Source organism: Microvirga sp. 17 mud 1-3 (assembly GCF_003151255.1).
Taxonomy (GTDB): Bacteria; Pseudomonadota; Alphaproteobacteria; order Rhizobiales; family Beijerinckiaceae; genus Microvirga.
On record NZ_CP029481.1, the window covers coordinates 1,836,046 to 1,855,159 of the forward strand.

The following is a 19,114-nucleotide window of genomic DNA, read 5'->3' on the forward strand; positions in this document are numbered from 1 at the left end:
GTCAGACCTTGGCGAAGTGCTTGAGAGCGAATTCTTCCACGTGCTCGGGGATGGCCTTGAGGTCCTTCAGGCCGAATTCGTGGGCCATACCCCGAACCTGCTGGCGCAGGGTTCGGCGCAGGCCATCCTTCTCCTGCCATCGCGGCGGAGCGGTGGCATCGTCGGTATAGAGTCCCTCGATCCGGATCGCCAAATCCTCGGCAGCCCCTTCAGCCCCGAATGCCTTCAAGACTTGGAGAATGCCATAGGCTTCCGCTGACAGGCCGGTGCCCTCGTGGGCTTTCGCCTCGGCATCCAGGTCTTTCGCCATTTCCTCGGCCATCTTAAGCTTGTCCGCCCAGGACAATTGGGCTCCGTCGAGCTTCTCCAGAAGCTCCCGCAGCCGGTCGGAGAACTTGGCGTATTGGTGATGGTTCTGCGCCATCTTCTCGGTCACGACCTTGCGCAGTTCGGTCGTCTTGCGGATCGCCGCCGTCTTCAGGTCGCTCTCGGTCTTGCCCTCGGTCTCGAAGTCCTCCCAGAACTCCGGGTCGGTGATGTGACGCAGCTTCACCGTGACGCTGAGCCCCGTGGCGTCGAGGTGCTGCGCCAGCATGTCCCGGATTTTGCGGCTATAGGTCTGCTGGTCGAAGGCTTCCCGCTTCTCGAAGACTTGGGTGCCGTATTGCAGGAACGCCGCCACCCATTTCAGGTCGGCGGTGAATTCCAGCACACTCGGATCGGGGCTCACGGCTTCATAGAGGCCGATGAACTCCCGTGCCTTACTGCGAAACTCGAACCATTTGTCCTCGGTCTTGAGGAGGTTCGCGAATTGGTCGAATTCCGCCTTCAATCCGTCCTTGGACGGGCCGCTCTGCCGCTTCAGGCCCTTCATCACCGCCATGACACCGGCATGAGCCGCGCGAAGCTGATTGCGCAGATCGTCGAGGTCCTGCATGGCATTCTTCACGTCGTCGGCCCGGTAGGAGGAGAGAGCCTCCTCCAGCTTGGCCGAGACGCCGATGTAATCGACGATCAGGCCGTTCTTCTTCTGGGCATTCGCCACCCGGTTGGTGCGGGCGATGGCCTGGAGCAGGCCGTGCTCCTTGAGTGGCTTGTCCAGGTACATGACGGATTCGATGGGCGCGTCGAACCCGGTCAGGAGCTTGTCGCACACGATCAGGAATTCTGGATTCTGCCCGTTTGCGCTGAATGCCTTCTTGATCGCGGTCTCGGCCTTCTGGTCGAGATACTGGGCTTTGAGGTCTGCGCGAATGCTCTGGATGTGCCCATCCTCGCTCGGCTTCCCGTCTTCCTGGGATTCCGAATAGACGCAGGCCGACAAGGCCGCCGCCTGGGCCTTGGCCTCCTCGGCTGGAATACCCTGCGCGATCAGGTCCTCGGCAATCACCCGGTCGAGCGCCTGTTTGTAGAGAATGACCGCTTCGCGGTCGATGGCGACGATCTGGGCCTTGAATCCATCGGGCCGGGCGTATGCCTTGAAGTGGGTCCAGAGATCGTAGGCGATCAAGTCAATCCGCTTGGGGTGCTTCACCAGATCGGTGATCTTCACGCCGCGCTTCTTGACCTCTGCCAGCTTGCCCTCGGGCAGGTCCGCGAACCAGTTGTCGAAGAGGATGTCGATCTTGGCCTCGTCAATGTGCCAGTCTGTCTTGCGGCCCGTGTAGTAGATCGGCACCGTCGCGCCATCGGCCACGGCATCATCTATGCCATACTTGTCGAGGTAGCCTTCGCCTACCACGCCGAAGTTCGCGTAGGTGTCCTTGTCGTTCTTCTTGATCGGAGTGCCGGTGAAGCCGAAGAACCGTGCTTCAGGCATGGTCTTGCGGAGATACGCCCCGAGGTCCTTTTCCTGGGTACGGTGGCACTCGTCCACCATCACGATCCAGTTCTTTGAATTCGGGATCGGCTCTTGCGAGCCCTGGAACTTGAAGATGGTGGAAAGGATCGTCAGACCGTCCGTGCCTTTGCCGATGAGGGCGCGAAGCTCGGAAATGCTCTCGACCGCGACCGGGTTCGGCAGGCCGCAGGCCGCGAAGGTGCCGCTGATCTGGTCGTGCAGGTCCACGCGGTCGGTCAGCACCATGATGTTGGGGTTGGTCAGTTCAGGCGAGGCGACGGTCAGGTGCGTCTTCAGCTTGAGGGCTGCGAACACCATGGTCAGCGACTTGCCCGATCCTTGCGTGTGCCAGATCAGGCCGCGCCGATGCTCGTTGCCGATCACCCGCTCGACGATCTTGTTGACCGCCCGGAACTGCTGATAGCGGCACATCTTCTTGATCGTGCCGCTCTCGGTCTTCTCGAACACGATGAAGTGGGCGATCAGGTCGAGAAGGCGGGATGGTTCCAGAAGGCTCCAGAGCCCTTTCGAGAGCGCATCCGGGAAATCCGATTCCGCCTTGGGCCATGGATCGCGCCATTCGGCCCAGAACTTCGAGGGGCTGCCGGTCGAGCCGTAGAGGCAGTTGGTACCGTCCGTGACGATGTTGAAGCCGTTCGAGAGGAACAGGCGCGGGATATCCTGCTCGTATTGCTTGATCTGCTCGAACGCTTCGCCGGTCTTGTCCTTGGCGTTGATCGGGCTCTTGCACTCGATCACAACCAGCGGAATGCCGTTCACATGGATCACCATGTCGGCGACCCGGGTCTTCTCGGCCTTGACCCGGAACTGGTGCGTGACGGTGAATAGGTTGTTCTGAGGATTCAGGAAATCGATAACTCGCAACGTCCGGTGCGTGGCCTCGCCCTGCACCACGCGGCTGAAATTGCCGCGCAGGATTGAAAGCCATGCCTCGTTGCCGGAGACGGACGCGAGTTCCGCATAAGCCGCCTGTGCGTCAGCTTCTGAGACACCGTTGATGCGCTGGAGCGCGGCAATGAGGTGTGGCCGGAAGAGAACCTGATTGTCGCCGTCGCGCAAGGAGGGATGGTCAGCAGGCGATACAAAGGCGTAGCCCATGCCATTCAGGCATTCGATGGTCGGCTGCTCGGCCAGATGCCATTCCATTCCAGCCATGACGCGCCCTTCGTCTCTTACTCTGCGGCCATGGGGAGGTCGGCTAAGACCCGTTTGCGGCCAGTGAGGAGGTCGGACATCAGAGCCGTCTTTGTTTGGATTAAATGCGCCAATTGGCGTTTGGAAAGTCTTGAAGATACCTGCAAGGCGTTGATTTGCTGGATGATCAGCTTTTGCTCTTCGAGAGGAGGTAATGGAAGCAGAATGGACGAAATATCCTGCTGGTTAATTTTGTAGGTCCCGTTTGTTGACTTGGCCTTTGACTTAATCTGATTCCGGCAAAAATCACTATTCCAGACAAGAGCTAAGAAATCTGGATGGCATACTTGTGCTTCGGGTGAGATTCGGATCAAAAGGTCTGGATAAATGCAATTTGCCGGGTGCTCTTCCACGACACCACAGCTTCCAACAATGTCTGGATTTGCATTCCCTCGGACCACAAGGATATCGCCACGGCGGACCATGTATGGTTGGGCATCACTTGGTGAGATATCTACATATTTCAGATTTCCCTTGAACGTTACCTCACCATCTCTGACAGCCGCAATGGAGAAACTCACAATGTCGGTCGGACTACCTGATGTGCTCGGCGACTTCCCGCTTTTAGGTTTTCCGGCGCTGATGGCTGCTAATGGCGTCAAACTCCAGCCATCCGGTATCTCCCCAATCTCTGTCTGCTTGAACCGAGTATGACCCATGCCTTTGGTCAGTAGGCGATTTAGGGCACCCTGCTTGACCTTGCGCGTCTGCTCGATGACTGCCTGCGTCGCGTGAATGGCCTCGTCCACGCTGGAGAGGATTTCCGCGATGCGGCGCTGCTCGGAGAGAGGGGGCAGCGGGACTTCGATCTCATCAAACACCGAGTTAGGCACTCTCTGTCGCCCGGTTGTACCCATCATGCTGCCAAGGGCAGGTTCCCTGACGATCTTGCTTCGGGCTAGGTGGTAGACGAATTTAGGTTCGGTAACCCCATTCCGCGGGCCAAAAACAATGAATTCAGTCGAACCTGCCCCAGCCCGACCCGGCGGCAGGCAGTCTACGAATCCAATCTTTCCGTTCTCTGCACAGGGCGTGATACGGGCGAAAAGCGTGTCGCCATTCTGAAAGCGCGAGCCGCCGCTCGCTATTACTCGCTGTTCAAGATACTGGATTTTCGAGCCAGACGTTGACAGTGCCGCCATTTCGACAAAGGGAACTTTCTCCCCCTTCTTTACCGCTCTCTTCGGATTAATTTCGACTGCTTTAGAGAAAGGGAGCCTCGTCCAATGATCACGCGACATACCCAAGCTCCCTCAGGTAGCCCATCATCTTGGCCTCGGCGGCATCCCGCTGCGCCTGAAGTTCAAGGAGCATCTCGACCTCCTCAGCCACGTCAAGGTCCTCCACCTCCTCGCCGACGTGGACGTACCGGCTGATATTGAGGTTGTGGTCGTTCGCGGTGATCTCAGAGATCGGCACCACGCGAGCCAGACGGTCCACATCCGTGTAATCGTGGAACGCCTTCGCCAGTGCGGCGACATTCTCATCCGACAGATGGTTCTGGGCCTTGCCCTCCACGAAGTGCTCGACGCCGTTGATGAACAGCACCTTGCCCTTCCGCGCGGCGGGCTTGTTCTTGCGGACGATGAGGATGCAGGCCGGAATGCCCGCGCCGTAGAACAGGTTCGGGGCAAGGCCGATCACCGCCTCGATCAGGTCCTCCTTCAGCAGTCCCTCGCGAATGCGCCCTTCCGCCCCGCCCCGAAACAGGACGCCGTGCGGGAGGACCACGCCGAGCATTCCGTCCGACTTGAGGCTGGCGACCATGTGCTGGACGAAGGCGAGGTCGCCATAAGATTTGGGCGGACAGCCGAACCGGTCGCGCCCGAAGGGATCGCCCTTGCTCCAGGTGTCGTGGCCCCACTCTTTCAGCGAGAACGGCGGATTGGCGAGAACCCGGTCGAACGTGCGGATGGCCTTGGTGCCGTCGCCAGTCAGATGCTTGGGGTCGAGCAGGGTGTCCCCACGGGCAATGGACGCATCGTCGATATCGTGGAGAAACAGGTTCATCTGGCAGATTGCCCAGGTGTTGAGGTTCCGCTCCTGGCCGAACAGGGACAGGCTCTTGGGGTTCTTGCCCTGCCGCTCCAGGAAATGCACCGCCTCCAGCAGCATGCCGCCCGAGCCACATGTTGGATCGTAGATCGACATGTTCTCTTCAGGCCGCAGGCATTCCACGATCAGCCTGACGACCATTTTTGGGGTGTAATACTCGCCACCCTTCTTGCCCGCATCATCAGCGAACTGGGCGATCAGATACTCATAGGCTTGCCCGAGAACATCCGGCTCCACGTCCGAGTTCCGGAGGCGGTAGGTCTCAAAGTGCTGGAGCAGCTTTTCCAGGGTTGCATCCGGGAAGCGCTCCTTATTGTTGAAGTCTACATCCTGGAATACGCCTCGAAGGCGCAGGTTCGCATCTTCAACCGCCCGGAAGGCGGCGTTGAGGTGCTCGCCGATATTGGTGGTGTGCTTGCGAACATCCGCCCAGAAATGTCCTTTGGGGATATCGAACCGATGTTCGTCCGGATCGGCAGCGAGGTCGGCATTGCCATACTTCCTCAGCCGCTCTTCATACTCTTCCTGCCATACGTCACAGAGGCGCTTATAGAACAGGAGGCCAAAGATATAATGTTTATAATCAGAGGCATCGATGGCGCCCCGAAGGATGTCAGCGGCTTTCCAAAGGTGAGCCTCTAGCTGGCTGAGCGTCAAGATTCCCATCAAATGCCCCACCTCTATGAGAGATTTTTGGGCAGTCTATCAGCCAGTGCTCTAACAGTGTCTGAATACAGGCAATTTCGCCTCATGGCGTGATCGCCCAGGGAATAGTCAAAGACCAAGGTAGCTTGGCCCGCTCAAGGCTTTAGGTTAAATCCTCTCTATTCTCAAACAATTTATATTGTGTTGCCACGTTTGTCGTTGCGGCTACGGAGATTTTTGGACCTCGACCTGCTTCGAACCGCGCCGGTACGTCGCTATCATCGCATAAGCGTCATAAGGTTCGCGATTGCGATAGGGGCCGAACTTAAAATATTGCCGGCTTATGCCTGGAGCGGTGCGATAGCCGATCCGGCCAGTGACTCGGACAATGGGCTTCCCATCAGCCCAAACTTCAAGCAATCCATTTTTGTTGGGCTTAGCTCTAATGTGATAGACCATCTCAGTCCAACGGTTGAATGCACCTGGGAGCTTGCCGAAGGTTTCAATCTTCAAACCAGCTTTGCAACTCTGTTTTATTGTTGATTTGGAGGTAATGTCGGGTAATCCGTCGTCCACATCGATATCCATCGATGGAAGGATTGGACCGCTCACTTCAGGGCGCTTTGTCTTGAGCGCTATGGCTGTGTTGGAATGGCCCACCGACGAACCGACCGGGATCTTACTGTTCCCGTCTACGGCCACCCAAATCCGACATTCGAGATCGTCAGGATGGCTGGGGGTGTCGTTATCCTGTTGGATAGTGATCTTGAAGGAGCGGCCATCGAAGCGCTGTGCGACAATAGGGCTGAAGCCGCCCGGTTGCTTCCACTGGCCAATCACAAGACGCGGGCTCGTTTGACGAATGGCTGGGTCGATGTACATCGAAAACCGGTACCACACGTCGGTTCCGATCTCTTGAGAGATATCATCGGCTTCCCAAAGTTCTGCTCGCTCGTCTTTGCCCGGCTGGTAAGGGCCGCCGGGCGTGCGACAACCGGAATGGGCAAACTTTTCGCTGGTCAGTTGGTCTGTCCGGGGATGGACGAGAGTGCGAACCCCACGAAACGGCTGGCCCGGCGCGGCTGTGATCTTGAACTCGTTTTCGTCTCGCTGGCACACGAACCAGTTCTCGGTTGAGATTGTCGAGCCTGTGAAGTCATCCCGTATCGTTTGTGAGTATGCTGGAGCCGCCAGAAGCGATGCTCCGATCATAGCTGCGAAGCAGGAGAACGTCTGAAAACTGCGCTGATAGTGTGCCATGACCAGCCAACCATTATTGGAAGGGACTGTCAGGGTAATCATGCTCAGCCACTTGGAAACTCGGCAAGTTATCCGGTTTTGGTAGCCCGAAAGCGATTATTTAATAATGACTTAGGTTCGCCGGATCGCGCGAGGGCAGCGGCGGTGCAGATAATAGTAGACAGATTCAGTTTCCATGAGACGCTTAGTCGAACTGCAACGATCATGGAGCCTGCCATTGAGTGCACTCGTCGCGCGAAAAGTGTTCCGTCCTCGCTCCTTTGCCGGTTGGCCGTTGGAGATCGCCATCGAACTCGATCTTGCCTGCCCGGGGTTCCTGGCCTCTGCCTTCTACGCGTCTCCCGTTCGGCGGCAGGCAATCTTTCTGACCCTTGCAGTGCTGGCCCGCGATGGCCTTGAGAAGCTTGCTTTGCGTTTGGACTATGCCTCGTCCACCTCTTCGGAGAGGCATCATCGGGTCCTCCAGAGGCATATTGCCTGCACGTTGATGACCACCAAGCGGGCACGGGAGATTATACGGGGTGTCTGTGGCGCAGTGCCCGATGGATTGGTGGGCGTGCTCCATCGCATCGGAGACGATCCGCTGCGTGATCCGGATCTGTACTCCCGCCTGATCGAGACCTTTTCCGATCCTCGTCACCGGATGCGGCGGGATGTACTCTGCCAGCATGGCGGCGCAATCACGGCTACGCAAATCGAGATCATCCACCGGCTCGATCCGGTGCTCGTCCATGCAAACGTTCTGAAGCGCCTTCATAGCCGGTCCCAAGCGGATAGCGCCAACAGCGCTTTGGCTTTGATCCGGGGAACAGTCTCTTCGGCCACCGACGAAGCCATCCGTCAGTCCATTGAGGATCTGGGACCGAAAACTGATCTGGGAACCCTGATCAGCCGCTGGTTGGAGAAGGTGGACCGGCCTCCTGTATGCCTGCCCATCCCCGACAACGATCCCGATCTCTTGGTTATGCGGTCTGGTGATGCCATGGCCTCGCTCGGACGGCGTTTTCGCAATTGTAGTGCGAGCCGCATCGTCTTTCTCGCGCAAGGGGCCGAGATTTTGCTGGAGTGGAGGCACCCGCCCGGCTTGGTGGCTCAGTGCCACCGTCTCACCAATGGTGGCTGGGTCCTGACGGAGATCTATGCCCGGAGCAACGGATACGTCGATCCTGCGGCAGCCGCCGCATTGCGCAGGAAACTTGAGGGCCTTGGTATTCCGGCCTTGTCGCCTGGAGCGTATCCGCGCACCAGCGGCGTCCTAAGTCTCCTTGGAGCCTGGGGCGGGGTCGGGCGAAATCTCGGCTTTGACGAAACTGAGGACGATCTCGACGTGCTTGAACAGGAGATCGCGGAGACAGAGCATGCCGCGTGAGAATATTCGGGATCGGCACGGGAAGCTAATGGGCTGGTTCGAGGACAATGGTGTGTCGGGCCGGATCGACGCTCGTGATGCTTCAGGGCGCTGGCTTGGCTATTATGACAAGCGTCTCGACGAGACTCGTGACGCTTCAGGGCGATTGCTCGCGAAGGGCAACCTATTGGCTAGCCTCATTTTCCGCCCGTGAGACTTGTCCATGAGCATCCACCCGCATTTGTCGTCGAAGCAGAACCAAGGCAGGGACCAAGAAGAAGATACGCGCAAGGCATCTTATCAAGCCCGTCGTGAAGAGGTCTTTCGGCAGCGTCGGGAACGTGAGAAGCGGCAACGCGAGGAGCAGGCTCAAGCGAGCCAAAGCCGCAGGGGCTCGGATGAGAGAGGCGAGGGTGTCGAAAACCTGTTCGAGAGGGGCGACAAAGCCATCAATAAGTGGGCCGCGAAGGCCAGTGACTCAAGCTATGACAAGTTCCTCATCGGGGACCACCACACCGCTGATGACGTGGTTGCGCTCCTTTTCGGCGCTCTTGGTCGGATGAAGGACGAGCGCGACGCGGCGATTTCACTTATTTCCGTGCTAATAGAAGAACGCTCCCGTGCTCGGGCTCAGAATGCTGTTCAGCACCGCGTTAATGAGCCTTCGAACCCTTTGTATCGAAAGGTTGGACTTCACGAGCACTGTCCAAACCATGTCTTAGCCGCTGCCAGAAAATCATTCCGTGTGATCCTCCATCCGGATAATTATCCTGCACATATGCGCGAGGAGGCCGAACGCCGGTTCAAGGAGACCGAAGCGATCTTCGACGAGATCAGGCGTCTGCGTGGCTCCTAGCGTCAACAGCACTTCCTTCGCTTCTCTTCCCACCACGCTTTTGTGGCGCGGGATTGAGACGGCGACGCATTTCCTTCCCCGTCTTGAAGACTGGGACTGCCTTTTCGGAGATGGAAACGACTTCCCCCGTGCGCGGATTTCGTCCCGTGCGGGCACCCCGCTTCCTCACCGCAAAACTGCCGAAGCCGCGAATCTCGGACCTGCCACCCTGAGCCAAGGCATCAGTAATAGTATCGAGGATCGCATTCACAACCTTCTCGATATCACGCTGGTACATGTGAGGATTCTGCTCACAAAGCCTTTGAACGAGTTCGGATTTGATCATTCTTGGCGTAAGCCCTTGATGTGTTACCGTTTTCCAAAGGCTGCCAGAGGGCCGTGAGGCCGTCAACAGATGGGAATAAGGGCGGCGTTGAAGCCGCCCTGTCGCGAGGAGATCAAGCCGCTTGGGTGCGCTTCGTAATATGCGCCCGGTAGGCCGCAGCAGACTTCATGGTGATTGTCCCGGCTTCCGTGAGTTTCACGATCTCAGTCTTGGCCCGCTGTGCGGCTCGCGCAGTGTACGATGGCTTCAACACGACCCGGATGCGGTCAGCGATGTACCGGCGATGAGCACCTGCTTGTCGCGCAGTCATGGTCTTCTCGGCTACAAGTCGGTCCAGATGATCATAGGCCCGCGTCGCTTCCGTAGGAGTGTAGCCGTCTTTCTTCTCGAACAATTTATGTCCTTTCGGTTTTAAAACGACCCATATGGGGACAAAGGACAAAGATTTCCAGAAACGCCCCTGCTTTAGGTAAAGTTTCTACTATCAATCCTCAAGTGGGACTACAGGGCTGCGAAAGAAGTTAGATCGGAGTTTTCCTATCAGATCGCTGAGGAGATCCAGTACTAATCAAGCGACAATGGAGCTACAGACAGACGGCGGAAAATGACTGTGGAAACAGTAGCAATTCTGATCCGGACACTCCTATCGCGCATCGCCGATTTCGTAACGTGGCGGTAGAGACACGAGCCAAATCCTGCTCATTAACATAGGCGCTCAAATACCAATGTGGATCGCGGCTCTGACCCTTGTTGCGCTGGTGCTTCCAGCCAGCACTGCCTTCGCGGAAACAACCTCGGTCTACACCGATGCTACCAAGTGTAAGGTACACGATACCAACTGGGATCATTTTTTCCGTGAATGCAAAGGCCCGAACGGAAGAATGGTGACGTTGTTTTACCTCGAAGGCATTGCTCGCATCATTGTAGATAAAGACGAGGACAGCCCGAGTGCCGAAGCCGCGATCAACGTGGGCGGCAATGGCAAGGTATTCGGTGACAAGATCGAGTGGCGGCTCCGCAATGGCAAACCGTGTGCCGTGATCGCGCGGGTCAGTACCGACAAGGGATCACGCCTCGTTGTAACTTCGCTGGACAAACCTGCCCGACCCTTGGGACGTGAACGGACGAATGAGGAGGCTCGCAGGACTGCTGATCGTGCCTGTGACAATGCAGGTCATGGGAGTGCGGGTGCAGTCAGTACTCCATCCATCCCAGGACTGAGCGGCCCGGCTGCCGGAGCCATACGGGCTCAGATCAAACGAGAAGAGCTACAAGAGCCGGATCAGGTGAATGTGTTCTATGGCGATCTGACGGGCCAAGGAACGAAGGATGCGATCTCTTTCGTTTACAGCCCGATTGAAGGGGCCAATGGAATGGGTCTTTCAGTTTGGGTCTGGCGTGACCGGAATGGAGCTTATGAACTCGCTCGGGACGCCAGCAACGATATCTTCGGGCAAGACCCCCGCGATGTGCAGTTCGTGCCAGGACGCATCTCAGTAACGACCACGGTTCTGAAGCCGGGCGAACCTCGGTGTTGCCCAACCGGGACCAAGACCTTCACGATTCTGGATCGCTGATCGCGTGAGGGCTGATTTTCCTCTGAATTTCATCCATACCGCCTTCGTAGATCCAACCTGACTACACGATTAGAACAGGCATCGGCTCATCGAACGGGTTTGGTGAGCACAAAGGTGCTGATCGCGTCTGACTTACGCAGGCACCGTGCGGACGAACATGCAGTTGACGATGCTGATACCGGGCGTGCCCTGGATCATCTGCCATGATGCTGCCGGGCCGGACGACAGCGTATAGTTCATCGCGTAGGGCATCCGGTTCGATCCGGCGTAAAGTAAGAGGCCATCGTGCTCTCAGCGCGGCGATGAGTTCTCCCTCAGTAATCGTTCCAAGGGCAACCACACCCCGGATGCTTCCATCGGAGCACAGCCACAATCGGAACGAGACATCAGACCACCAGCGCGAGGTGCGTCTCCGATGGTCAATGACATTCCAAAGCTTGATGCGCCAATTCGCGAATTCGGGGAGAGTTGCGGTTCCTGCGTCGATGTGGACCGAGTAAATCCTGCCTACGGAAGCCTCAAGGAACGAGTGAGCAGCACGTCGGGCATATCGCTTCGCACATCTGGGGCACTCGATCCGGGCGCAGCGGTTGGCGGAGCAGCATTTCGTGGTCATGTAATAATTTATCAGATTGGGGCATGCCGCTTACCGGATTTGGGTTGCCTAAACATCCACAGAATCGTGAAAGTGCTTTTGACGGGTGCAGGTTTTCCGGTATCTGGGTGGAACTGAAGCGCATCTTTGATCCTCCTTGATACTCATGAATGTCCCGATTTTCGATGGTGGTTTAGTCACGCTCGGTGCCGAACTTCGTGCCCTCCGTCGCCTCAGACGGATGTCTCAGGTTCGGCTGGCCGAGGCTGTCAGCGTCGTGCCGGAGACGGTCGCAGGGCTGGAAGCTGGGCGGGGGACCATGAACTCATTGATCCCAGTGTTGGAAGCTCTGGGGGGACAGTTCGACGGTCAGTCATCTGGTATGCCTATTCCGAAGTGGCTCCGAGAGCTTCGACAGGCCCGGCGTTTGTCTCAGGAGGAGGCCGCACTGATCGCGGGTCTGGCGAAGCGGACCGTGATTGCGCTCGAACGGGGACACGGAAATCTCACAAGCCTCTCCGCTCTTTTGACCAGCTTCGGCCTGTCAGCCCGCATCGTCCCATACGGCAGTGATAGCCGTTGGGAGCAGGCATCGAAGCCGTTCGAAATCCATCACGGCGACGCAGGCGAGGTCCTAAAACGATTTGATGACGCCCAGTTCGATGCCGTTATTACAGATCCTCCCTATGGCCTCGGAGAACTAACACCGGACCTCGTGACTGAAATTGTTCGAACCTGGAGCAACGGCAATGACTGGGACGCGAGGGCATCCAATTTCAGAAGCTACATGCGGACCCAAGGACAAAAGGTTCATTGGGACGATACACTCTCGCAGCCATCGGTCTGGGTTGAGGTTCTGAGGACTTTGAAGCCTGGAGCCCATGCATTTGTCTTCTCGGCTCCACGAACGAGTGATTTGATCAGCCTGAGCCTGCGGTTGGCTGGCTTTGAGGTTCGTGATCACATCGTGCGAGTTTACGGAACTGGCCTACGCATGGGCATGAAAGTGGATGGCGTCCTGGCGAAACGCCGGATACGGGCAACGAGAACCAACGACGAGATTGCGCGGGTTTTTGCCAAGCGTCGGCGCTTTCCAACGCCAGGATCGAGGGGAGAACCAAGGACAGGGTTTGATGTGAGCCAGGAGGAAATTATCGAGGCGTTTCCGGAAACCGAGGAAATCTTCAAACAGTTTGGTGGTGTGCGCGGTCACCTGAAACCGGCCCACGATACGATCATCGTTGCCCGCAAACCGCTGATGAATGGAAATCTGACTGATAACGTTGTTCGTCATGGTGTCGGCGGCATCAATGTTGGGGCAGCGCTACGTCAACATCCAAACGGTTATATGCAACTCCCGACCAACATCTGGGACGAACTTGGCGAACTTCCCCGGTATTGCCATGCGCCGCGACCGACGCGAGGCGAGCTTGATCGGTACCTGCCGGAGGGAATGGCGAACTCACACCCCACGGCTAAACCGGTGTCAATCTTACAGTTCTTGGTTCAGATCTCGACTCAGCCAGACGCCATGGTGCTCGATCCCTTCGCGGGCAGTGGCTCGACGGGATGCGCCTGTATGATGGAGGGGCGTCGCTTCGCCGGAATAGAGATAGATTGTGAATATGCTGAACTTGCCCGAATGCGTGTTACTGGTTGGGCAGCACACATCGCTGGTCAAATCCAGGCGGTGTCGGAATGAGCCTGCCACTCAGCGATCATACGGATAGATTCGATAAATACCTCACAACCATGCAGCCGGGGGTATTTACATGCGTTTCCACGAGTTCAACACGTTAACCAGAAATCCGGAACCACGCGAGGCAGCTTCCGACGAAGCCCTTCTCTTGGTTTTCCCGGACGAGCTAACGGAAATCGAAGTCTTCATTCGCGAACGCGATGACATCGAAATCATGGACCGCATACAGCAGGGCATCAATGATGGGGTGCTCTTCTACGTCCGATGCGAGGACGAGTGGGTTGCGCAGGGGCTGGAACGAGCCTGGACTTGTTTTCAGGTTTTCCTGCGTATCCTAAAGGCCCAACACCATTAGCCAAGCAGGGGACTGCGGTCTTCTGAAGTGGCTTCCTTTGGCCAATAACGCCAAGGCAAGCAAGAGTGCTGAACAGCGCCGTTTGGCACAAAATTGGCCGATCCGAACTGTTGTCGGCGTCTGGCAGACAGCCAAGTAGCCTTTGCCTGTCTGCTATTGACGAAACAACATTGCATCAATGGCGATGCGAATATCATGCTACAATTCTCATCCTCTCCCCATCAGTCCGTCCACGGTCGCGTAATCTAGCCAGGATGATAGCACTGGTCCGAGATTGCCGCTCTCGAAAAACGGTTGATATGGTCTCAACCATGCGGAACTGGCCTTGCGGCGCAAACTCAAACTACCTCCAATTGTTAGATAATGAGTTAACTCAATATTAACGAATTGGCCTCGGCCTAACTAAATTCACGGCAGTAGTCCTCTAGCCTCCAGTGGCAACCGAGCGAAGCAGCGAAAATTGACGACGTTCCGGATGAAGCGGTCTTCCAGTCTTTACCTTTACCTGCTTGCAGCCGTGGTCGTGCTCGGTATCCTGGCGATCTCCAGCCGAAGCATTTATGAGGACCGTGAGTCCGCATGGCGCGAAGCCGAAAAGTCGTCCCATAACCTGCTGAAGACCCTCTCGCGAGATATCGCGAGTCGCATCAACCTCGTAGACCTGTCCCTGAGAGGAGCCATTGAAGGGCTGCGGACCCCGGAATTTCAAAAATTGCCGCCAGACATCCAACATGGGAGGCTCTTTGATCGCGCGGCGACGGTTTCATTCACTGGGACGTTCTTCGTTCTTGATGCGAATGGTGATCTGGTTGCTGATGGCGGTTCGATCATTGCACCGCGCCCCTGGAACTCGGCGGGGCGCGAGTATTTTCAGGTCCATAAAACGAACCGCCTCACTGGTCTGTATCTCGGGCATCCACATAAGAGCACGGCTGCGAACGATGATTTGAGCATCATTCTCTCTCGGCGGATTTCGGGGCGGAATGGCGAGTTCGGAGGTGTTGTTGCCGCGCGAATATCGCTATCAGGCTTGCATGATCTGTTGAAGAGCCTCGATCTTGGTTTGAACGGCTCGGTTAGTCTGTTTCGAGCCGATGGCATCCTTCTCATGCGGCACCCCTACGACGCCGACAAAATCGGTCGGGACCTGAGTGATGCGCCGACCGTCAAGCGCTTCATCCGCGAGGATTCCGGTCAGTTTGAAGGAACAGCCGCACTCGATGGCGTCCGTCGCTTCTACACCTTCGAGCGGGTGGATCACTTTCCCCTGGTCCTCTCTGTTGCCCTATCCGTAGACGAAATTGTTGCACCCTGGCGGCGAAAAGCACTGGTTCTGGGTCTTGTGACCGGCGTTCTCTGCTCTGCTGTGGTGGGCTTACTGGTTGTCTTTCGCCGCGAATTACAGCGCCGCACACGAGCAGAAGCGGAGCTTTCACGACTGGCGCGAACGTACCTTGACGGGATTGCCCAATCGCCGCGCCTTTGATGAGACTTTCGAGCGGGAATGGCGACAGGCCATCCGATCCGGTTCCTCCCTGTCTCTTCTCTATATCGATGCGGATCTCTTCAAGATGTATAACGATAGCTGTGGTCACAGAATGGGTGACGACCTGCTGCGGGCATTGGCCGGTACGCTGACCGCCAGTATTCGACGGCCCCATGATCTTGCTGCCCGGTATGGCGGCGAAGAGTTCGCTGTGCTGCTTCCTGAAACAGATCGGAATGGAGCACTGTCCGTGGCCGAGACGATACGCCAAGCGGTCCTCGCAATGGGCATCCGGCATGACCAAAGCCCTCACAATGTTGCAACGATCAGCGTTGGCGTCGCATCGATCCGTCCATCCTCGGGAATGCTGCGGTCGGCTCTTCTCGAAGCTGCCGATGACGCGCTGTACCGGGCGAAGGCCGAAGGCCGCAATTGCGTCCGCGTGGTTGCCACTCCAGTCGGGAGATAAGGAAAACTCATCAGGCGTCCCACACGACCAATCTTGTGTGGGAATTCAGAAAGCTGTTTGAAAACGTCCCACACGAGTTGTCCCATTTGACGAGCTTGGCAATTCCCACTAAGTTGTCCCAGAAATCAGGGGAGGCGGAGCATGCTGGTGGGGTTGGCTCGGACATCGACGACGGACCAGAAGGCTGGCCTGGAGCATCAGATCGAGATGCTCAAAAAGCTCGGGTGCGAAAAACTGTTTGTCGAGGAGACCTCCTCAGTCGGTCAGCGTCCGGTCTTGGAGCAGGCCACTGACTGGGTACGTGAGGGAGATGCCCTCTGTGTGACGACGCTCTCTAGGCTGGCAAGGTCAGTGCCTCACCTTTGGCAGATCATCCAGCGCCTTGAAGAGAAGAAAGTCAGCCTTCGTATCATTGATATGGGCGTAGATACAGCGACCTCAAACGGGCGTCTTCTCCTGAATCTAATTGGTTCAATAGTTCAATGGGAGCGTGAGATTCTGCTTGAACGTCAAAAAATCGGAATCAAAAAAGCCCAAAAGGACGGCAAATTCCGAGGTCGGGTTCCCGTGGCTCGCCGTCAGACGGACGAAATCATTCGATTAAAGAACGAGGGCATGGCCCCAGCAGACATCGCCAAAGCCCTGAAAGTAGGACGGTCCAGCGTCTATAGGGTGTTGGCCGATAATCCGATCAGGATCAAAGGATAAAGACAGCGCTAAGCGGGAAGTCGGGTTAGACCTGAGTTCGGCTTTGCCAATAGCGGACCCGTTAGGTCGGTGTCCGTAGAGTTCTACGTCCGCTGGTGAGAACCAATCTTTGCGGACTAATTCGCCTAAGCCTCTAGCTGCACTCGCTGAGGCATACCTCTGCGGACAAGTTAAGTCGTGATCGTATCTGCCTTGCCCAAGGCAAGCGGAGCAGTTTTACTATGGCTTCTGAGACGTGACATTTCGGGGGCAGAGTTGTCGTGGCTAACGTAAAGGGACTTGGCGGAGCATACCTCGCAATTGGCGGCCTGTTCGGGTGGCTCATTTTCATGAGCAACTTTTGGCCCGTCGTTCGTGGCGTCTGGTATGGCTGCCCTCTGCTTGAACTTCTGTATACCAGCTTTATCGCGGTCATAGTGGGCTTTCCCGGCGCTATACTTCGGGCGCTCCTTTGGGGGCCGAGTCTAATCATGTGGTTTATGGGCCAACACGACCATACGAGTTTTTGGCAATGGTTAGTGCCCGGTGCGTTTTCAACCGGGGTCTGCGGCATGTAATGAGCCAATCGACGCGGCTGAGTAGTAAGGGCAGAGAAGGCAATCGATCCGGACGATCACCTACGCTAACCGCCACGGTTAGCCCGCAAAAAGGCGAGGCCTGAAGGCGGCTCGCGAATGGTGAACCGAGCATTTCAGGCCGTAAGCACATCCTTAACCCATGCAGGAATGGCCTCACTCGCTGGCCCATATCGCCTTTCGTCGAACCGGCGAGCGTTGTCGGACGGCTCAAGGTTGATCTCGCAGGTGCGGATGCCGTGCCCACGTGCCTCCGACACGAACCCCGCAGCCGGATAGACAGAGCCTGAGGTCCCAATCGCCACGAAGAGGTCTGCGTCAAGCATGGCATCGTAGATGGCGTCCATGAAGAGTGGCAACTCACCGAACCAGACGACATGCGGGCGTAGGCCACCTGCACAGCCACAGGAAAGGCAGGGTGTCTCGATGCTGAGATCCTCGTGCCAAAGTGTAACCGCATTGCACTGCACGCAACGCGCCTTCAGTAGCTCACCGTGCATGTGGGTCACCTGCTGTGATCCAGCACGCTCATGCAGGTCATCAATGTTCTGGGTGCAGAGGAATAAGCGTCCTCCTCGCGCCCCCAAACCAGCTTCGAGCCGAGCCAAAGCATGGTGGGCAGCGTTGGGCTCAGCCTCAATCAGGTTTCGTCGCCGCATGTTGTAGAATGCGTGGACCTCATTGGGATCTCGGGCGAACGCCTCTGGTGTCGCCAGCTTCATGGGATCGAAGTGAGTCCACAGACCATCCTTGTCACGGAAGGTCCCAAGGCCGCTCGCTGCGGATATGCCCGCGCCAGTCAGTACGAAGATGTTCATCTGCCTTCCAATCCCGTTCCAAGATTAAGCCGAAGAAGCCCCACCAGCAGGGTTCAAGCGGGAGAGGATGGCAAGCACATCTAAGCCGAGTTGCTGCGTGAGTTCACCAGCCGGAGCTTCTCGCCCGAGAGCAGCGGCCTGACCCGCCCACAAGGGCGAAAAATCACCTGATCCGCCTGCCTCAGCTTTTGAGCGGATCGGAGCCAACGCACCAGAAGCGAGCGGAAACACCGGCGCAAGATCCGACATAGGGCCGACCTCGTGCACGACCCGGTTAACGATTCCACGGGCAGGCCGACCTGTGAACACATTCGTAAGAACGGTGTCATTGTCCTTTGCTCGTTTAAGAGCATTACGATGGATCGAACTAACTTTGGCTTCGGGAGAGAAGAGATAGGCGGTTCCGATCTGGACTGCTGAGGCTCCTAACGCGAGGGCGGCAACGATGCCCCGTGCGTCCGCGATCCCGCCTGCGGCGATCACCGGTACGCTCACAGCATCTACAATCTGGGGCACCAGCGCCATCGTACCCGCTTGAGTCGAGATGTCGCTGGTTAGGAAGATCCCACGATGCCCGCCTGCTTCGTAACCTTGGGCAATGATGGCATCGCACCCTTGGCTCTCTAGCCATCGCGCTTCATCCACCGTGGTGGCCGACGAGACGACCTTTGCGCCTGTTGCCTTGACGCGTTTCACGAGAGTTGGTTCAGGCAAACCGAAATGGAAGCTAACGACCTCAGGTCTAAACTCTTCCACAAGGTCACACATGGTGTCGTCGAACGGGGCACGAGCCGCAGCAGGAACGAGCACTTGTGGATCAAGCCCGAGTTCGACGTAGTAGCCTTCCAGACGCTGTTTCCAGGCAGCCTCCCGTACCGGGTCAGCCTTTGGTGGTCGGTGGCAGAAGAAATTGAGGTTGATGGGCCGGGAAGTCCTCTGGCGAATGACCCCAAGCTCGTTCCTCATCTGCTCAGGGTTGAGCATTGCACAAGGCAGGGAGCCAAGTCCGCCTGCTTCAGAGACCGCGATCACCATCTCGGACCCGACTGAACCCGCCATTGGGGCCTGAATGATTGGCAATTCGATGCCAAAGAAATCTTGGAAGCGACGATCTGGCCACATGGTGCGATCCTTTGCTGCTCGTGTGTTTCAATCCTTATAGCGCTGCTGTCCCGGTTCAGGAGGGTGAAAGGAACTGGACCTACAGCGCTCGATCAACGCTTCCTGCCTTAATAGCGGCGGATCTCAGATCCAAAGCCCTGTTCATCATCTGTTCGATTTTTTCTGA

17 protein-coding genes are annotated in these 19,114 nt (G+C 57.0%); 9 read left to right on the forward strand and 8 right to left on the reverse strand.

Annotated features, from left to right (window positions below):
- Position 1: 1 nt before the first annotated feature.
- The 4 genes from C4E04_RS08710 to C4E04_RS08725 all read right to left on the reverse strand — a co-directional run bounded on the left by C4E04_RS08710 (position 2) and on the right by C4E04_RS08725 (position 7,057).
- Complete coding sequence (locus C4E04_RS08710; protein WP_109596750.1) at positions 2-3,016, reverse strand: type I restriction endonuclease subunit R; 3,015 nt, start codon at positions 3,014-3,016, stop codon at positions 2-4.
- A gap of 17 nt (positions 3,017-3,033) precedes the next feature.
- Entirely contained in the window at positions 3,034-4,296 is a 1,263-nt protein-coding gene (locus tag C4E04_RS08715) for a restriction endonuclease subunit S (protein WP_109596752.1), read from the reverse strand.
- Complete coding sequence (locus C4E04_RS08720; protein WP_109596754.1) at positions 4,286-5,776, reverse strand: class I SAM-dependent DNA methyltransferase; 1,491 nt, start codon at positions 5,774-5,776, stop codon at positions 4,286-4,288. Before C4E04_RS08720 ends, C4E04_RS08715 begins: the two co-directional genes overlap by 11 nt.
- 204 nt (positions 5,777-5,980) lie before the next feature.
- Entirely contained in the window at positions 5,981-7,057 is a 1,077-nt protein-coding gene (locus C4E04_RS08725) for a heparin lyase I family protein (RefSeq protein ID WP_109596756.1), read from the reverse strand.
- 175 nt (positions 7,058-7,232) lie between these two features.
- On the opposite strand from C4E04_RS08725, the gene C4E04_RS08730 reads away from it, so the two are divergent.
- Genes C4E04_RS08730 through C4E04_RS08740 form a run of 3 tightly spaced genes read left to right on the forward strand, consistent with a single transcriptional unit; the run spans position 7,233 to position 9,219 of the window.
- Positions 7,233-8,384: a hypothetical protein gene (locus tag C4E04_RS08730; protein WP_162559332.1), complete on the forward strand. Its 1,152-nt coding sequence runs from the start codon at positions 7,233-7,235 to the stop codon at positions 8,382-8,384.
- Positions 8,374-8,577 carry a hypothetical protein gene (locus C4E04_RS08735; RefSeq protein WP_109596760.1) on the forward strand — a complete coding sequence of 68 codons (204 nt, stop codon included), beginning with the start codon at positions 8,374-8,376 and terminating at the stop codon, positions 8,575-8,577. Before C4E04_RS08730 ends, C4E04_RS08735 begins: the two co-directional genes overlap by 11 nt.
- 9 nt (positions 8,578-8,586) lie before the next feature.
- Positions 8,587-9,219 carry a hypothetical protein gene (locus tag C4E04_RS08740; protein WP_109596762.1) on the forward strand — a complete coding sequence of 211 codons (633 nt, stop codon included), beginning with the start codon at positions 8,587-8,589 and terminating at the stop codon, positions 9,217-9,219.
- Here C4E04_RS08740 and C4E04_RS08745 read toward each other — a convergent pair.
- Together C4E04_RS08745 and C4E04_RS08750 are read right to left on the reverse strand one after the other, a co-directional pair.
- Positions 9,197-9,544, reverse strand: a complete 348-nt coding sequence (locus tag C4E04_RS08745; RefSeq protein WP_109596764.1) for an integration host factor subunit beta — start codon at positions 9,542-9,544, stop codon at positions 9,197-9,199. The two genes, C4E04_RS08740 and C4E04_RS08745, sit on opposite strands and share 23 nt — an antisense overlap.
- Positions 9,545-9,656: 112 nt before the next feature.
- A complete protein-coding gene (locus tag C4E04_RS08750; RefSeq protein WP_109596766.1) occupies positions 9,657-9,938 on the reverse strand; it encodes a hypothetical protein in 282 nt (93 codons plus the stop codon).
- A 331-nt stretch (positions 9,939-10,269) separates the two neighbouring features.
- On the opposite strand from C4E04_RS08750, the gene C4E04_RS08755 reads away from it, so the two are divergent.
- The 6 genes from C4E04_RS08755 (at position 10,270) to C4E04_RS08780 (ending at position 16,433) form a co-directional block, all read left to right on the forward strand.
- Positions 10,270-11,121, forward strand: coding sequence for a hypothetical protein (locus C4E04_RS08755; RefSeq protein WP_162559333.1), 852 nt, complete (start codon positions 10,270-10,272; stop codon positions 11,119-11,121).
- Between the two features lie 761 nt (positions 11,122-11,882).
- Positions 11,883-13,418, forward strand: a complete 1,536-nt coding sequence (locus C4E04_RS08760; protein WP_109596770.1) for a DNA methyltransferase — start codon at positions 11,883-11,885, stop codon at positions 13,416-13,418.
- Between the two features lie 70 nt (positions 13,419-13,488).
- Entirely contained in the window at positions 13,489-13,770 is a 282-nt protein-coding gene (locus C4E04_RS08765) for a hypothetical protein (RefSeq protein WP_109596772.1), read from the forward strand.
- Positions 13,771-14,245: 475 nt separating this feature from the next.
- On the forward strand, positions 14,246-15,256 hold the full coding sequence (locus C4E04_RS08770) for a cache domain-containing protein (RefSeq protein WP_109596774.1): 1,011 nt from the start codon (positions 14,246-14,248) through the stop codon (positions 15,254-15,256).
- A complete protein-coding gene (locus C4E04_RS08775; protein WP_162559334.1) occupies positions 15,225-15,725 on the forward strand; it encodes a GGDEF domain-containing protein in 501 nt (166 codons plus the stop codon). Before C4E04_RS08770 ends, C4E04_RS08775 begins: the two co-directional genes overlap by 32 nt.
- A gap of 141 nt (positions 15,726-15,866) precedes the next feature.
- On the forward strand, positions 15,867-16,433 hold the full coding sequence (locus tag C4E04_RS08780; RefSeq protein WP_109596778.1) for a recombinase family protein: 567 nt from the start codon (positions 15,867-15,869) through the stop codon (positions 16,431-16,433).
- 691 nt (positions 16,434-17,124) lie between these two features.
- Here C4E04_RS08780 and C4E04_RS08790 read toward each other — a convergent pair.
- Together C4E04_RS08790 and C4E04_RS08795 are read right to left on the reverse strand one after the other, a co-directional pair.
- A complete protein-coding gene (locus C4E04_RS08790) occupies positions 17,125-17,826 on the reverse strand; it encodes an NAD-dependent deacylase (RefSeq protein WP_109596783.1) in 702 nt (233 codons plus the stop codon).
- Positions 17,827-17,850: 24 nt separating this feature from the next.
- Entirely contained in the window at positions 17,851-18,948 is a 1,098-nt protein-coding gene (locus C4E04_RS08795) for a nitronate monooxygenase family protein (RefSeq protein ID WP_109596785.1), read from the reverse strand.
- Positions 18,949-19,114 lie beyond the last annotated feature (166 nt).

Bases quoted from the DNA above. Each gene is read 5' to 3' on its own strand.
- C4E04_RS08710 (WP_109596750.1), bottom strand. From the start codon at position 3,016: ATGGCTGGAATGGAATGGCATCTGGCCGAGCAGCCGACCATCGAATGC.
- C4E04_RS08780 (WP_109596778.1), top strand. From the start codon at position 15,867: ATGCTGGTGGGGTTGGCTCGGACATCGACGACGGACCAGAAGGCTGGC.
- C4E04_RS08715 (WP_109596752.1), bottom strand. From the start codon at position 4,296: ATGTCGCGTGATCATTGGACGAGGCTCCCTTTCTCTAAAGCAGTCGAA.
- C4E04_RS08725 (WP_109596756.1), bottom strand. From the start codon at position 7,057: ATGATTACCCTGACAGTCCCTTCCAATAATGGTTGGCTGGTCATGGCA.
- C4E04_RS08790 (WP_109596783.1), bottom strand. From the start codon at position 17,826: ATGAACATCTTCGTACTGACTGGCGCGGGCATATCCGCAGCGAGCGGC.
- C4E04_RS08765 (WP_109596772.1), top strand. From the start codon at position 13,489: ATGCGTTTCCACGAGTTCAACACGTTAACCAGAAATCCGGAACCACGC.
- C4E04_RS08745 (WP_109596764.1), bottom strand. From the start codon at position 9,544: ATGATCAAATCCGAACTCGTTCAAAGGCTTTGTGAGCAGAATCCTCAC.
- C4E04_RS08735 (WP_109596760.1), top strand. From the start codon at position 8,374: ATGCCGCGTGAGAATATTCGGGATCGGCACGGGAAGCTAATGGGCTGG.
- C4E04_RS08740 (WP_109596762.1), top strand. From the start codon at position 8,587: ATGAGCATCCACCCGCATTTGTCGTCGAAGCAGAACCAAGGCAGGGAC.
- C4E04_RS08720 (WP_109596754.1), bottom strand. From the start codon at position 5,776: ATGGGAATCTTGACGCTCAGCCAGCTAGAGGCTCACCTTTGGAAAGCC.
- C4E04_RS08770 (WP_109596774.1), top strand. From the start codon at position 14,246: ATGAAGCGGTCTTCCAGTCTTTACCTTTACCTGCTTGCAGCCGTGGTC.
- C4E04_RS08755 (WP_162559333.1), top strand. From the start codon at position 10,270: ATGTGGATCGCGGCTCTGACCCTTGTTGCGCTGGTGCTTCCAGCCAGC.
- C4E04_RS08760 (WP_109596770.1), top strand. From the start codon at position 11,883: ATGAATGTCCCGATTTTCGATGGTGGTTTAGTCACGCTCGGTGCCGAA.
- C4E04_RS08795 (WP_109596785.1), bottom strand. From the start codon at position 18,948: ATGTGGCCAGATCGTCGCTTCCAAGATTTCTTTGGCATCGAATTGCCA.